This window comes from Arthrobacter sp. N199823, from assembly GCF_002929705.1.
Lineage (GTDB): Bacteria > Actinomycetota > Actinomycetes > Actinomycetales > Micrococcaceae > Specibacter.
The window spans coordinates 332,868-348,263 of sequence record NZ_PJIN01000001.1; the positions used below are offsets into that span (position 1 = coordinate 332,868).

Below are 15,396 nucleotides of genomic sequence, written 5' to 3' on the forward strand. Positions count from 1 at the left end.
TGGCGGCGGGGCTTCATTGCCCGCGAAATTCATTCATTGCGCGGAGTGCCGATACTAACCGGTACTCGAAAAGTAAACTAGATCACACACTTGTGGTCAAGTCTTTAACGCTACGAGAAGGTAACGGTTTAAGAAATGATGGAACTGGGCTCGTTCTGGAACACCAAAGCGGCCGCTCCAAGAGCCTCGGACCGGGACGTTAGTTGTGACATTCTCAGGCCGATACTTTCCCCAACGATGGGTACGGCATGGCGAAGAAGGCCGCGTCGGATCGGGGCTAAAAATAGCTCACCAAGTTCCGTCAGCGGGCCTCCGATGACAATGACATCGGGGCTGATCAAATTAGCCACATTGGCCAAGGCGCGGCCTATTGCCATGCCGGCATCATCAAGAACGCGCAGGGTCGCAGGATCGCCCGAGGTCGCTTGGCGAAGGATATCCGCCGTGGAGATGGGGTGCTCGTGACCCCTGCTGAGGAGTTCCACCATGGTGGCCGTGGATGCGACAGTTTCGAGGCAACCGCGATTACCGCAGCGACAAATCACGCCTTGCTCATCGATGGTCACATGACCGATTTCGCCCGTGACACCAAAGCTGCCGTGGAAGAGTGCGCCGCCAAGGATGAGGCCTGATCCGATGCCCGTGCCAATTTTGATGAACATGAGATTCTGGACGTTGCCTTGATCGCCCCACGTGAGCTGCGCCAAGGCGCCGAGATTTGCGTCGTTGTCAACGAAAACAGGAATCTTTAGGGCCTGTTCCAGTTCGCTGTGCAAATTGATACCGACCCATTCGGGCAAGATGGAACCCCGGATGACCTTGCCGCTGCGGCTGTCAATAGGACCAGGGATGCCGGCTCCGGCGCCGATGAGTTGCGAGCGAGAGATGCCCGCTTTTTTCAGGAGTTTGTCCAGCAGCCGAGAGGCGGTCTGGATGCCTTCCACCGCTTGGTGTCCGCGCGGTAGGGGAGCCTCTTCTTCGGCTAAGAGGTGATATCCGGTGTTGGCGAGAACGACGCGAACATGGGTGCGACCAAAGTCGATGCCAGCGGCAATGGCACTGTCCCCGTTGTAGCGCACCGACATGGCCCGCCGGCCGGAGCTCGTAACAGGGGTGAGCGTGACCAGATCTGCTGCGGCCATGCTCTTGACGATATTGGAGATCGTCGCTGTGGACAGGCCAGTGCTGCGGGCAAGCTCGGCCTGAGTTGACGCCCCACCCTTAAGGAGTTGCTGCGTGATCCGCTGTTGATTGCGGCTGCGCAGTGCTGATTGCGAGCCGGGATTGCGGGCTTTACGGTAGGCCGGCGTGGTGGTGGGCTGTTCGTCATCGAGCATATAAATGACAATGCCTCATAGATCACATTGGCGTCAAGAAATGAACGCAAGATGAATTGCTCAATTTACTCTATGAACTGCTGATTGCATCTCACCGGCCCGGAACTGCTAGGCCTGAACAGCTTTGTGCTTGCGAGCCAGTGTGACGTAGTGAGCGGCATTCTCTCGAACGTGCTCCAGTTCCTCGGCGCTTAGGGCGCGGCGCACCTTGGCCGGCACACCGGCAACGAGTGATCCGGGCGGAATGATGGCACCTTCCAGCACCACGGCACCACCAGCTACCAGCGATCCGGCACCGATGACGGCGCCGTTCATGATGGTGGCGCTCATGCCAATGAGGCAGTCATCCTCGACTGTGCATCCATGGACTACTGCGCCGTGGCCAACACTGACACCCTTGCCCACGCTGGTGGGGAATCCGGGATCAGCGTGCAGCACCACATTGTCCTGCAGATTGGATCCTTCCCCGACGCTGATGGAGTTGGTATCTCCGCGCATGACAACTCCGTAAAACGCGCTGGAATCGGCGCCGAGGCTGACCTCGCCAATCAGCACAGCAGTGTGGGCCACAAAGGCACTCTCGTGAACGTTGGGGGTATTGCCATCAAGGGTGATCAATTGATTCATGGTGGGTCCATTCTCATGGTTCGTGGAGCGGAAAGCTATGGTGTTGCCGACTACCAGCGAGGGTGAATATCTGCTCGCAGCAAGGAATCATAAATCTCATGCACACCGGCGTTGAAGCCCTCGCCCAAAGCGGGCATTGACCCTGCGGCGGCGTTGGCCCGGGCTTGATCCGCGGACCGGGCGCCCGGGATCACGGCGGAGACGCCGTCGAGCTGGGCAAGCCACGCTAGCGCGAGTTGAGCCGTCGTGGTGTCCGGGGTGACGCCGTCGGCCGTTTTGGCCAGGGCGGTGAATCGTGCGGCGGCCTCGAGGCCAACCGTGAAGTCCACGCCGGAGAACGTCTCGCCGACGTCGAAGTGGCTACCGTCGCGGTTGTAATTGCGGTGATCGTTCTCGGCGAAGGTGGTCGCGGCCGTGTATTTGCCGGACAACAGCCCGCTGGCGAGGGGGACACGGGCGATGATGCCAACGTTTGCGGCGCGGGCGGCGGGAAGGACGGCGTCGAGCGGCTTGAGTCGGAAGGCGTTGAGGATGATCTGAATTGTGGCCACATTGGGGCGGGCAATCGCGGCGAGGGCTTGGTCGCTGGTCTCAACGCTCAGCCCGTAATTGGCGATAGAGCCCTCCGCGACGAGGGTATCCAGGGCGTCATAAACCTCATCCGAGGTCACGACGGCGGTGGGCGGGCAATGCAGCTGGACCAGATCCAGGGTGTCCACTCCAAGGTTCTTGCGGGAACGATCGGTCCACGCACGGAAATTTTCTAGTGAGTAGTTTTCGGGCAGCTGATCCATTCGGCGGCCCATTTTGGTGGCGACGGTGATGCCATGGTCGGCGCCTCGCTCGCGCAAAAATGCCCCAATGACCTGCTCGCTACGGCCATCGCCATAGACATCGGCGGTATCGAAGAAGGTGACACCGGTATCTGCGGCAGCGGCCAAGACCTTGCCTGCGTCGGCCTCGCTGACCTCGCCCCAATCGGCGCCCAGCTGCCATGTACCCAGACCAATACCGGACACCGAACGGTTAGTTTTCCCCAAGCGCTGTGTTTGCATGACCCCAGCCTAGTCAATGCGGAGCCCCCATCGGGGTCCGGGCCCCTTATCCCCGGAATACGTGAGGTGCATCGGCCTTGGTCGTGACACATTCCACTGACCCCGCCCCTGTTACCACCCGCGAGGGCTGGAGTGGCACGGTAAACTTGGATGTCGCTTGCCGCAGGCGATTCAACGCCGGGCGCCGAGCCTCAATTGCCCGACTGGCACCATGACACAGTCGCCCACGGCGCCCTAATGGCTGCGGCACGGACTTAGACATCGCAGGGAAGACAGTCGCATCTGCCCTCCCGGCCACACAGAATGGAATCCTTGGTATGCCACCTATTGATGAGCCGAGCACCGGGAAGATGGGCTCACGCGGCGGCTCCGGTGCTGCCTTAGGGCTGGGCCACCAGTTACTTCGGCGCAAGCCCCTTGCCCTCATGGTGCAAGAGAGTAACAATGGCGCCGGCGGGCGCAGTTTGGTGCGGAGCTTCGGCGTCCTGCAGCTGACCATGATCAGCGTCGGAGCAACCCTGGGTACAGGCATCTTCGTGATCCTTGGCGATTCCGTTCCGATGGCCGGGCCAGCCATCTTCATTTCGTTCCTGATCGCCGGCGTTGCGGCGCTACTCTCCGCCATCTCCTACGCGGAAATGGCCGGCATGGTGCCGGTTTCCGGATCCAGCTATTCCTACACTTACGCCACTTTGGGTGAAGGTATGGCATGGATCTGCGGTTGGTGTCTGGTGCTGGAATATGCGGTGTCCGTCGCCGCAGTGGCTGTGGGAGCCGGGCAGTACGTCAATGAAGCCGTCGCTGGTTTGGGATGGGCGCTGCCGGAATTCATGTCCCAGCCACCCGGTTCCGGCGGCGTCATGAACGTACCCGCAATGGTCATCGTGCTGCTGTCCATGGTGCTGCTGATGCGCGGCGCCAAGGAAAGCGCCTGGGTCAACACCGCCATTGTGTTCATCAAGATTGTGATTCTGCTGTTCTTCTGCGCCGTCGCCTTCACCGCGTTCAATATCGGAAACTTTGACCCGCTGCTGCCCATGGGTACCGCCGGCGTCTCGGCCGCAGCCTCCCGCGTGTTCTTCTCCTACATTGGCTTCGATGCGGCTTCCACGGCGGGCGAAGAAGCAAAGAATCCGCAGCGCGATCTGCCCCGCGCCATCATGCTTTCCATGGTGATTGTCACCTCAATTTACGTACTGGTGGCCGTTGCCGCCGTCGGCGCCCGGGAGTGGACTTGGTTCGATGGCACCCAAGCGGCTTTGGTTCAGATCCTCCAGGAAATCACCCACAAGCCCTGGATTGCTGCGGTGTTCGCCATCGGTGCGGTGCTGGCCATCACCAGTGTTGTGCTGGCCGTGCTCTATGGGCAGACCCGAATTCTCGTCTCCATGTCGCGCGATGGCCTAGTGCCCAAGGTGTTCGGCAGGATTTCGGCCAAGCGAGGCACCCCCGTTGCAGGTACCTTGATCGTTGGCATCGCCGTCGCACTGACGGCCGGGTTGGTGCCGTTGGGTGCCCTGGCTGATGCAACAAGCATCGGAACCCTGTTCGCTTTTGCCTTGGTGAATATTTCCGTCATCTACTTGCGCCGCAAACGCCCGGAACTCAAACGCAGCTACCGGGCAGCTTTCTACCCCGTGACGCCGATCCTGGGTGCGCTCATGTGCATGTACCTGATGATTAACCTCGGCGGCGTGACCTGGGTGGTGTTCCTGCTGTGGATGATCGTAGGTCTGACCGCGTACTTCGCCTACGGACGACGTCACTCGCAGGTGGCCGCCATGTCTCAGTCCGACTACGAGACGCTGTCCGCCGCACCCATCGAGCCGGTGCTGCCGATCCACGAAAACCGCTGACCGACCACTGCACCAAGGCGCCTGGCCCGCAGCCTCAAGAACACAGCGAACACAGTGGATGCAGTGGATGTATCCCAGATGGAGCTGCCGGGCCCGGCCCGACGACGCCGACGCGAACTGATCAACTTCGCTTTGGCTGCTTTGGCTGCTTTGGCTGCTTTGGCTTCTTAGGGTTGAGGCCATCGGAGGTGCGTTTCAGTGCCGTGACGGGGATCCGATTCGATACCGCACCCGCTTTCAGCGACGCGAGGCTGACACGTACTGCTGCTGGGGAATGGGTCCACAGATCGCAGAACGCGTACCCATAGCTGCGCGCGGGGTCCGCTCGCAGGGCCCGCCATTGGGGGTCGAAGGCGCGTGTGGCGCGATCGGCGACCTCCGGAAAGTCACGCAGTACGAGGGCAATGTGCGTGCGGGAGTGCTTGGCGATGTACCTCAGGGACATCGAGAATCTCGGCGACCGGTCGAACTCCTGTTCCTTCTCGTTCCACTGGCCGAGCCGAATGTCACGGATGATCAAGACCTCAGCTATCTCGTCCCAGCGGATCACCAGACCGCCTCGGACCATGATGCCCTCCTGAGTAATAGCCATGTCGATCGCGTTGGTGCCTCGGCGGATCAGGAGCGGGACGCAGAGCGGCAGCAAGGCGATCCCCACCCCCAAGAGGCACAGAGTAAGTGCTGTTGGCACTGCCCGTACGCGCGCCGCGCTCGTGGACTCCCAGCTGAAATACCACTTCCCGAACTCACCGAAGTGTTGCGGTGCGTCCCAGCGCCAGTGGAACATGCGGGGAGAAGCCACCATCTCCATCAGCTGGCCCGCGTATGCCAGCAGGATGTAAGCGATGAAAAAGACGAACGGCAGCCCGAGCAGAAGGAAAATGCCAGCGCGGAGGAACAGGCCCACGTGCCCTCTGGGAGAGGAGCGCAGCACCTGCTCGGGCAGTTGTGGCAGCACGCTGTCCGTGCCGCGTTCCTGCCGGGCTGCTGGATGCGCTCGGTGACGGGCCAGGATTCTCCTGCCGACAGCAGGCACAGATCGCCAGAGCAGCACGATCAGTGCGAGTAGCGAAATGACCACTACGATCAGCACGGGGATTAGCCATCGCTGGGCCATGAAGGACAGCGGCTCCAGTGCGATTCCGGTGTACCCCCAGGACTGCCACATAAACGGGCGGCCCTGAATGAATCGCTCGGCGTAGGCTGAGAAAATATGGACCAGTACGGCCAGCGCAGGTGTACTGAGGACCAGCAAAAGGACGGTCCAGATCCGTGGACGTCGAACGCCGGGGCCAGAACGCGGGTCGAGATCGGGAGCGGTGCGCGGGGTGCGCCTGTTGGGGCGGGAGAGCCGGGAGAACCGGTTTGCCGGATTCAGTCGTTCGGTGATCATGTCATTGCCGAAGGAGAGCCCCATCCATCCGACCAAAACGCCCATGGGAATGAAGATTGCGCCGAGGAAGATTCCCGCACCAACACCTTCTTGGTCCCAGAACACGACGGGGGCCCACATCAGCAATCCCGCGAATGCCAAGCAGAGCAGTTTCAGAACGATGAGGCCGATGGCTTCGACGGTGTAGAACCCCGAGCCCCCGGTCACAAATCGCTCGAGGGTGATCCGGCGTGGATCCACGGCACGGGCGCTTCTGGGTAGCGACATCGCTCAGACCCCACTCTTGGCCGACACGGAATGGCCGAAGGGGGACATGCTCTGGATACGGACCGGGATGAGGATGCATAGCCGCAGGCGTACACCACGGATCTCGGAACTTGCCTCTCGGAATGCTGTCAGGGGTCCATCACTTTCGTCAGGACGCGTGGCCCATCGATGATGGAGCGCACTGCCTCGGTGGAGAGCGCCGTTGCCAAAGTGGCCAGCACTTACGATCTCGTACCCGCGGGCATCCGGCGCCGTGGTCGAGCGGTAGTGCGCGACGGCTGAACCTTACCGGGGACGCCCCCAGTTTATCGGTTTCAGGGACACATCGCTCACTGGGCTGTGCCAGCAGGCGTGGCGTCTGTGTTCGGCGGTATTCCTTGGCGGCCACAGACTGCCCGAATCGGTGCGCCGAGGTGGGAACCCCGTTATGGCCCGGCGAGTGGGGCTCAGGCGAAGACGACTGTGCGGTGTCCGTCCAGCAGAACGCGGTGCTCAGCGTGCCACTGAACTGCCTGGGCCAGGGTGCGAGCCTCAACGGCGCGGCCCATGGAAACGAACTTCTCCACCGAATGGCCATGATCCACTCGGATGACTTCCTGCTCGATGATGGGCCCCTCATCCAGCACAGCCGTGACGTAGTGGGCCGTGGCGCCAATGATCTTAACACCGCGGGCATGTGCCTGGTGGTAGGGACGGGCCCCCTTGAAGGACGGCAGGAACGAGTGGTGGATGTTGATGGCGCGCCCGGCTAAGCGATTGCAGAGGTCATCTGAGAGAACCTGCATGTAGCGGGCCAAGACCACCAGATCAACGTCGAGCTCAGCCACCAGCGCAAGGAGAGCTGCCTCGGCGTCGGCCTTGGTATCTGCGGTGACAGGAATGTAGTGGAAGGGGATCCCGTAAAAATCGGCCAGCGGCTTCAGATCCATGTGGTTGGAGACAATGGCCGGGATCTCCACCGGCAGGGTGCCCGAACGCTGCAGGAACAGCAGATCATTGAGGCAATGGGCGGCCTTGGAGGCCATGATCAAGGTGCGGATGGGTGCACCGGCGCGATGCAGCGTCCAGGTGAGTTCAAACTGCGCGGCAACCACCTCGAGGTGCTCGCGGAGTCTGGAAAACGACGTCGTAGTTTCCACGGCAACACGCATGAAAAAGGTGCCGGTGTCCGGGCTCCCATACTGCTGGGAATCGGTGATATTGCAACCGGCCTCCAACAAGGAACCAGACACGGAATGGACAATGCCCGGCTGATCGGCGCAGGAAAGCGTCAGCACGTATCCGTGCGAGGGGGGTCCCTGCGCGGCGGCAGCGGAGGAGTCGGGCACGGCCGGAATAGTCAAGTCAGTCACCCAAAAAAGTTTACCGTCGAATGGTGGGTCTGTATTACTATTAGAGGGTTGCAACTGGCGATGAGGTGGGACACCACCGGGGAGCAGCACGAACGAAGACCAAAGTGATCGTACGCCTGGGACGCTTTAGTCACGTAACGCCAACCACCAAGGTGTTTGGCGATAATCTTTTCTAGAAGAGTATTTTCGTGCTGTCCACTCAGGAGTCTGTAGTGTCTTTTTCACCCACCCAGTCCGTAACCAACGCACCCCTCTCCGAACTTGATCCGGAAATTGCAGCCGTCCTGAAGGACGAGCTCGCCCGCCAGCGCGACACGCTGGAAATGATCGCCTCGGAAAACTTCGCACCCCGCGCCGTGCTCCAGGCACAGGGCTCAGTGCTCACCAACAAGTACGCCGAGGGCTACCCGGGCCGCCGTTACTACGGTGGCTGCGAAGCTGTTGACGTGGCCGAGAACCTGGCCATCGAGCGCGTCAAGTCCCTGTTCGGCGCCGAGTACGCCAACGTCCAGCCGCACTCCGGCGCACAGGCCAACGCTGCAGCCTTGGCCGCAATGATCAAGCCGGGCGACAAGATCATGGGCCTGTCCCTGGCTCACGGTGGCCACCTGACCCACGGCATGAAGCTGAACTTCTCAGGCAAGCTGTACGAAGTTGCCGCCTACGAAGTTGAGCCCGACACCTTCCGCATCGACATGGACAAGCTGCGGTTGCAGGCCATCGCCGAGAAGCCGCAGGTCATCATTGCCGGTTGGTCCGCGTACCCGCGCCAGCTCGACTTCGCCGCGTTCCGTGCCATTGCTGATGAGGTTGGCGCCCTGCTCTGGACCGATATGGCTCACTTTGCCGGTTTGGTTGCCGCAGGCCTGCACCCGAACCCGGTGCCGTACTCCGACATTGTCACCTCCACTGTTCACAAGACCCTGTCAGGTCCGCGTTCCGGTGTCATCTTGGCCAAGAAGGAATGGGCCAAGAAAATCAACTCCTCCGTGTTCCCGGGGCAGCAGGGCGGCCCGCTCATGCACGTGATCGCCGCCAAGGCTGTTGCATTCAAGATTGCTGCCGGCGAAGAATTCGCAGAGCGTCAGGCACGCGTGCTCGAAGGCGCCAAGATCATTGCTGACCGCTTGAACGCACCCGACGTTGCCGAGGCTGGCGTGTCAGTGCTGACCGGTGGCACCGATGTGCACCTGGTTCTGGTTGACCTGCGCAACTCGGAGATGGACGGCCAGCAGGCCGAAGATCTCCTGCACAGCGTTGGCATCACCGTGAACCGCAATGCCGTTCCGTTTGACCCGCGTCCCCCGATGGTCACCTCCGGTCTGCGCATCGGTACTCCGGCACTGGCTACGCGTGGCTTTGGCGCCAAGGAGTTCACCGAAGTTGGCGAGATCATTGCAGAAGCACTCAAGGGTGGTGCCGACGTTGATGCTCTGAGCGCTCGCGTCAAGGCTCTCGCTGCCGACTTCCCGCTGTACCCCGGTCAGGAAGAATGGTAAAAAGCATGACTGCTCAAATCCTTGACGGCAAGGCTACAGCCGCTGCCATCAAATCCGAGTTGACCGTGCGCGTGGCTGCCCTCGCAGCCCGCGGCGTGGTCCCGGGCCTGGGTACTATTTTGGTTGGCTCGGATCCGGGCTCCCAGTGGTACGTGGGCGGAAAACATAAGGACTGCGCCGAAGTCGGCATCAAGTCCATCCGCATCGATCTGCCGGATACCGCAACTCAGGACGACGTCTTGGCGGCTGTCCGCCAGCTCAACGAGGATCCCAGCTGCACCGGCTACATTGTTCAGCTGCCCCTCCCGAAGCACGTTGACCAGGACGTGGTGCTTGAAGCCATTGATCCGGCCAAGGACGCCGACGGCCTGCACCCCATGAACTTGGGTCGCCTAGTGGCAAACGTGAACCGTCCCATGAGTTCCCCGCTGCCGTGCACGCCCAAGGGCTGCATCGTGTTGTTGGAACGCCACGGGATTTCATTGAACGGCAAGCGTGTTGTGGTTGTTGGCCGCGGCGTCACCATCGGCCGGCCCATGGGCCTGCTGCTGACCCGCCGCGACATCAACGCGACAGTGGTGCTGGCCCATACAGGCACTGTTGATCTGGCCGCTGAATTGCGCCAGGCCGACGTGGTAGTTGCTGCCGCTGGTGTACCGCACATGATCAAGGCTGCCGATTTGAAGCCCGGCGCCATTGTCCTGGACGTTGGCGTCAGCCGCGTGGACGACGGCAACGGCAAGGCAGTTGTCACCGGTGACGTGGAGCCCGCAGCCGCCTCTGTGGCCAGCTGGATCTCCCCGAACCCGGGCGGCGTGGGTCCCATGACTCGCGCGATGCTGTTGGCCAACGTGGTTGAGGCCGCCGAGCGCGCCTAGCGCTTGCGCTGGGAAGGCGTGGGTGGGCCCACGCGCCTGAGGGTCCCGGCGCGTGGGGCCACTGACGCGAGGGACCCTGCGCGAGCTTGCGAGAGTTGGGAGCGTCAGGGGATAGCGAGGGTTGGGAAGGCGTGGGGAGGACGACGGCGGAACTCAGGTTCCGGCGTCGTCCTCCTTGTGCGTAGGGTCAAAATTCTTCTGACTCGACGGCAGGGAGCTTGGCGCCGCGCTAGGGTCCCATCGACTCAACGCGTTCGGGGCGCCCATCCACCCATGCCACGAGCAGGCGAACATCCTCCGGGAGGTTTTCCTCGCTATAGCGGACGTTGAGAGTGGGTCCGGACTCTTCCAAGCAGAGTTCGTAGAGCTGAGCATCTGGCCACGATTTTTCCGGTGGGGGAGGCGGTTCCTCGCGCAAATTGGCGCGAGCGATCGAGCTGGCGAAGGTCTCCGCGTCATCACGTGGCAGGGATTTGGCGTCGAGTTCGGTGCGGGCCACCATGCCCGCGAATCCGCCACCGCGAAAGATGATCAACTTCATGAAAGTACTCCCACCTGTTTCCACGCGTCGTGGACCATGTCCTGCTCGGTGGAACTGAACAAGGTTCCGGCGACATCGACTGTGGCTCGGGCGGCCTCGTCGAATTGGGAGTTGGCGCGCAGCCGGGTGGTGAGGACGGTGTACCAGATCTTGCCTGCCTTTTCCCATGCGTAGCCGCCCATGGCTCGGGCAGCCAGTGCGAAGGCGTGGTTGGGGATGCCGGAGTTAATGTGCACGCCACCGTTGTCATTGCGGGGATCGTTATTGTCCGGCAGATCCTTGTAGTGATCCATGTGCCCGGGTTGCTGATCACCTGAGTAGGCGGTGCCGGGATTGATCATGGAGCGCAACGCGGTGCCCAACTCCGGGACCAGGATTCCTTCGCCAATGAGCCAGTCAGCCTCGGCCGCGGTCTGATTCAGGGTGAACTGCTTGACGAGGGAACCAAAGACGTCAGAGAAGGATTCATTCAAGGCCCCAGGCTGCTTGCTGTAGATCAGGGCAGCTGTGAGCTCGGTGATTCCGTGAGTCAGCTCGTGGGCGATGACGTCCACGGCCCGGGTCAGGCCACCAATCTGGAAAATCCGGCCGCTGCCGTCACCGTAAACCATTTGGGTGCCGTCCCAGAAGGCGTTGTCGAAGGCGACGCCGTAGTGGACCGATGAGATGAGTTCCAGCCCAGCGCCGTCAAGAGAGTTGCGTTGGTAGATGTCGCGGAAGAACTCATAAGTGGCACTGCTGCCGTCGTAGGCCTGATTGACAGCAGCATCCTTGACGGGGGGTTCGCCCCAGTCTCGGGCCCGCACGCCGGGCAAAAAGGTCCTGCCATTCGTCTTGTTGTCGTAGATGGTCAGGCGGCGTTCGGGGATGACGCCGAAGCCCACCATTTTGCCGATGTTCACGTTCAGCTGGCGGTTGAGATAACCCATGACGGCGCGTTGGGAGCGGATGGCTGCGGACGTAGCAAGGGCGCGCACGGCTGCTTCTCGTTGCCGGGGATCACCTTCAACGGCCAAACGGCCCAATAAATCCGGCGGGGCAATACTGCACAGTGTCCGGGGGTGGATTCCTTCGCGGGTTGTTGACATTTTCCTGCCTCATTCCCTGATTGGAGCAGCTTCTGGGTGAAAAGACGGGGGCAGGTTCACAGCGTTGGTTGCTCAAGTGGTTTGCGCAGCCACATTCTGGTGCTCCTTAGCCCGTTCCACCATGATGCGCCTGTTCGTCACGGGGGACAAGGAGCTGCTGCGCGGGGCCCATGCCGCCGAGTCAGACGGAGGCCCGTCGAGTCAGACGGAGCGCTCCGTCTGACTCGACGGCGCTCCGTCTGACTCGACGGGCTGGCGGGGCTGAGTGCTTTAACTACGCCGCAATAACGCCGCCTGAACTCGCGACTGCAACCCCAATTTGGCCAGTACCCGGGAAACATGCGTCTTCACTGTCGCTTCAGAAATTCCCAGTTGGCGCCCGATCGAATAGTTAGTCAGGCCGCCGCCCAGGCACTCAAAAACTTCACGTTCTCGCTCGGTGAGCAAGTCCAGCCCGGCGGGTTCTACTGGAACCGGCTGCGCACTAGTGGGCCCACTGCCAGCCGATAAAGCCGCCGCCACAATCCGCGCCGTCACCTCCGGGGCGATGACCTGATCTCCGCTGTGAACACGGCGAATCGCCTCCGTAATGGCCCCCGGCTCGGCCGTCTTGAGGAGGAAACCAGCGGCCCCTGCTTGGAGCGCGCCAAACAGGTACGAATCGTGGTCAAAAGTAGTCAGCACCAGCACCTTGGCCCCGGGGACTCCCTCGCCGACAATCTGCCGCGTCGCCTCGACGCCGTCCATGACAGGCATGCGTAAGTCCATGAGTACGACGTCGGGCCGTAGCGTCCGCGCCATGCTCACCGCCAGCGCGCCGTCACCAACCTCTCCCACCACCTCCATATCGGGAGCCGTGTCCACCACCATGCGGATGCCTAGCCGGATGGCAGCGTGGTCATCGGCAATTAATACGGTGATGGGGCGTGCCCCTGCTGTGTGGTTCATGCGCAGGCTCCTGGTTCCTGATCGTCCTGATCGTCTTGGACGTCTCGGGTTTCATGGTGTTGCGGATCGGCTGGAGGAAGTGGAAGGCACAGGAGCACTTGCCACTGGCCGTCAACCGGACCGGCCGTGACAGTTCCGCCGGCGTGGGTGGCGCGGAAATGCATGCTGGGAATACCAGTCCCGGTCCCGATCGGAGCCGGTGCGGGGTGGCCCGTGCCAGAGAGTGACAGGGGAGTCGAGACACGCAACACGAGTAGGGGTTCTGGCGTGGTGGCTGCTCCTGCGTGTTGGCTTAGTGCGTGGTGGCTCAGGACCATCGCCACTGGTGCGTCCGGGGCATGCTTGGCCGCGTTGACCAAGGCTTCTGCGGCCACTCGGTACACCGTGGACTGGAGGGGCAGCGGAAGGAGGGCCCCGCCGTCGTGCAGGGTATTGGAGTAGGAGAGTGCCATCCCGGCCCCCTGATACCGCACCGCCAGTCCGGCCAGATTGCTCAGCTGGCCAGTAGTCTCGGCGACAGCGCCGGTGTGCAGCAGACGAATCATGGCATTGAGCTCGGCCAGGCCCGCCACACTCTCAGCGCGGATCTGTGTCAACACGTCTCTGTGGATATCAGCGTCGGGCACTGCAGGGGTTTGCACAGGAAGCGTGCGGGCTGACGGGGCCGGTGACGGAACATGCAGGGCGGCACCCGATTGTAGGGCGATGGCGGAGAGCCTGGCCGAGAGAACATCGTGGAGTTCGCGGGCCATGTGCTGGCGCTCGCGGTCAAGGGTGAGATCGTGAGCGCTGCGTTCGGCCAATAGCCGCTGGCGGCCGGCCTCTTCGACGGCATTGGCCCGCGCATGTTCGCTGTTCACCAGCTGATTGGCTTTTCGCAAATTGCCGGCCCACTCCACCGGGGTCAGCAGCGAGACAACTGCAACGATGCCGACCGCGACGGTCAACGCGCCACTGCGGGAGGCCGCAAAAGCTGCAATGACAGCCACTACCGTTAGCACCCATGCGGCCTGGGCAGCATATTGAGAAGCCCGGAGGGAACCGAAGAGGACCAGCGAAAAGAAGAACTCGAACGCCAAAATAAAGGCCCCGCCATGCCCGGCCAGCAGCAAACCCACCACGGCTACGCCGCACATCCACGCCATGGCCAGCGGAGCGCTGCGGCGGAACAGCACACCCATGCAGCCCAGAACCGCGATGGCCGGCCACGCCGATTCAAAGGGGGCCAGACTGAGACTGCCGAAGCCATTGAGGTTGACCGAATCCAGGAGCCAGAAGAGGAGGAAGTATCCGCCAGCTAAGGCCATGTCCTCGACTTTGATTGTCGCAAGGTCATGCACGTCGAGGGCCATGAAGCGTTGGCCCAGCCGCCGAAACAGCGGAGCTGGCCGAACCGAGGGTGCCGGAATCGGTTGCTTGGGGGCTGGGGAGAGTTCCATCTGCCCATCATTGCCTTGCGGAACCGGCGCAGGCAAGGCAAACCGCCGCACGTGCGACGAAGGTATGACACCCAGCTGCCACTCATGGCCGATGCCGTTGGATGCCGCAGTTGGCAGGCTGTCATCATGACCATCGCACTGTATGCACAATTGGCACTTCTGGCCCTGATCGATAGCACCAGCATTGGGACACTCCTGATTCCACTCTGGCTGCTGATGCGCCCGGATACGCGCCGTGTGTTCCCACGCATCATGCTGTACCTAGGCGTGTTGGCCGGCTTTTACCTGATGGTGGGCATCGCCATTCTCAGCGGTGCAGGCTGGGCCATGGGCAGTATGGACGCCGGTTCGCTGACGCAGATTCCGGCCATTCAATGGGTCATGGTGATCGGTGGCGGCGCCCTACTGGCCTACGCCTTGCGACCCGATCCAGCGAAAAAGCGGGCGAAAGTGGCTCTCGCAGCCGGGACGGTCGACGGCGGTTCGGGCACCCCGGGCGTGCCGGTCCCCGCCGCGGAGCTCAAGTGGCAGAAACGACTCTCGAAAGCCCTGCGCAGCCCTGGTGGCATGGTGGGTTTGGCCGTGGTTGCAGGTCTGTTGGAGTTGCCCACAATGGTGCCGTATCTGGTGGCCATCGGATTCTTGTCCAACTCAACGCTGCCACTGCCGGGGTCGATTGGCCTGCTCGTTGCGTACTGCCTACTCATGCTGGTGCCCGCGCTGATCCTGCTCGGACTGCGGGCCGCCGCCGGCACCAAACTCGATCCGATCCTGAGTCGGGTCAGCGCAAAAATGGGGAAATTCAGTGGCGAAACAGTGGTGTGGGTTCTCGGGATCGTGGGGTTTCTGCTGCTACGCGGGGGACTAGCCGCCCTCGCCCCGGCGGCCGCTTGGAACCCTTTCAAGTGATGCTGCTCCGAACGTTTTTTGGGACAGCAACAACCTCACCACGCATGTCCCTGCTTTCCGCATACGTCCCTACAGGCGCGAAAAGCGGAGACGGAGGCGGCGGCCATGAAAGGTGAGGGCCGGCGTCGTGCTTAAGAAGGGTGGAGGACCCGCGCGGGGTGCCCACGTTCGCCGCTGGTGGAAGGCGGTGCCGGAGCGGGCCGGGAT

General features: G+C 62.0%; 13 protein-coding genes. 4 read left to right on the forward strand and 9 right to left on the reverse strand.

From position 1 onward, the window contains the following. Positions 1-128 precede the first annotated feature (128 nt). From CXQ93_RS01465 to CXQ93_RS01475, 3 genes are all read right to left on the reverse strand, one after another. A complete protein-coding gene (locus tag CXQ93_RS01465; protein ID WP_104108711.1) occupies positions 129-1,337 on the reverse strand; it encodes an ROK family transcriptional regulator in 1,209 nt (402 codons plus the stop codon). Between the two features lie 108 nt (positions 1,338-1,445). Beyond that, on the reverse strand, positions 1,446-1,964 hold the full coding sequence (locus CXQ93_RS01470; RefSeq protein ID WP_104108712.1) for a gamma carbonic anhydrase family protein: 519 nt from the start codon (positions 1,962-1,964) through the stop codon (positions 1,446-1,448). A 50-nt stretch (positions 1,965-2,014) separates the two neighbouring features. After that, entirely contained in the window at positions 2,015-3,019 is a 1,005-nt protein-coding gene (locus CXQ93_RS01475; protein ID WP_104108713.1) for an aldo/keto reductase, read from the reverse strand. Positions 3,020-3,369: 350 nt separating this feature from the next. Here CXQ93_RS01475 and CXQ93_RS01480 point away from each other — a divergent pair, with 350 nt between their 5' ends. After that, positions 3,370-4,875: an amino acid permease gene (locus CXQ93_RS01480; protein WP_104109157.1), complete on the forward strand. Its 1,506-nt coding sequence runs from the start codon at positions 3,370-3,372 to the stop codon at positions 4,873-4,875. A gap of 121 nt (positions 4,876-4,996) precedes the next feature. Here the strand turns inward: CXQ93_RS01480 and CXQ93_RS01485 are convergent, their stop codons facing one another. Together CXQ93_RS01485 and purU are read right to left on the reverse strand one after the other, a co-directional pair. Further along, on the reverse strand, positions 4,997-6,535 hold the full coding sequence (locus CXQ93_RS01485; protein WP_104108714.1) for a hypothetical protein: 1,539 nt from the start codon (positions 6,533-6,535) through the stop codon (positions 4,997-4,999). 446 nt (positions 6,536-6,981) lie between these two features. Further along, positions 6,982-7,863, reverse strand: coding sequence for a formyltetrahydrofolate deformylase (gene purU, locus CXQ93_RS01490; RefSeq protein WP_104109158.1), 882 nt, complete (start codon positions 7,861-7,863; stop codon positions 6,982-6,984). Between the two features lie 236 nt (positions 7,864-8,099). Here purU and glyA point away from each other — a divergent pair, with 236 nt between their 5' ends. Then, the gene (gene glyA / locus CXQ93_RS01495) at positions 8,100-9,386 is read left to right on the forward strand and encodes a serine hydroxymethyltransferase (protein WP_062291620.1); all 1,287 of its coding nucleotides are present in this window, start codon (positions 8,100-8,102) and stop codon (positions 9,384-9,386) included. 5 nt (positions 9,387-9,391) lie between these two features. Continuing rightward, positions 9,392-10,264, forward strand: a complete 873-nt coding sequence (locus CXQ93_RS01500) for a bifunctional methylenetetrahydrofolate dehydrogenase/methenyltetrahydrofolate cyclohydrolase (RefSeq protein ID WP_104109159.1) — start codon at positions 9,392-9,394, stop codon at positions 10,262-10,264. A 229-nt stretch (positions 10,265-10,493) separates the two neighbouring features. On the opposite strand, the gene CXQ93_RS01505 is transcribed toward CXQ93_RS01500, so the two are convergent. From CXQ93_RS01505 to CXQ93_RS01520, 4 genes are all read right to left on the reverse strand, one after another. Then, positions 10,494-10,805, reverse strand: a complete 312-nt coding sequence (locus CXQ93_RS01505) for a protealysin inhibitor emfourin (protein WP_104108715.1) — start codon at positions 10,803-10,805, stop codon at positions 10,494-10,496. Continuing rightward, the gene (locus CXQ93_RS01510) at positions 10,802-11,893 is read right to left on the reverse strand and encodes a M4 family metallopeptidase (RefSeq protein WP_104108716.1); all 1,092 of its coding nucleotides are present in this window, start codon (positions 11,891-11,893) and stop codon (positions 10,802-10,804) included. The genes CXQ93_RS01505 and CXQ93_RS01510 overlap by 4 nt, the downstream gene beginning before the upstream one ends. A gap of 270 nt (positions 11,894-12,163) precedes the next feature. Beyond that, a complete protein-coding gene (locus CXQ93_RS01515; protein WP_104108717.1) occupies positions 12,164-12,841 on the reverse strand; it encodes a response regulator transcription factor in 678 nt (225 codons plus the stop codon). After that, the gene (locus tag CXQ93_RS01520; protein ID WP_104108718.1) at positions 12,838-14,280 is read right to left on the reverse strand and encodes a sensor histidine kinase; all 1,443 of its coding nucleotides are present in this window, start codon (positions 14,278-14,280) and stop codon (positions 12,838-12,840) included. Before CXQ93_RS01520 ends, CXQ93_RS01515 begins: the two co-directional genes overlap by 4 nt. 126 nt (positions 14,281-14,406) lie before the next feature. On the opposite strand from CXQ93_RS01520, the gene CXQ93_RS01525 reads away from it, so the two are divergent. Next, positions 14,407-15,189 (forward strand): GAP family protein, encoded by a 783-nt coding sequence (locus CXQ93_RS01525; protein ID WP_181036007.1) that lies wholly within the window; start codon positions 14,407-14,409, stop codon positions 15,187-15,189. Positions 15,190-15,396 lie beyond the last annotated feature (207 nt).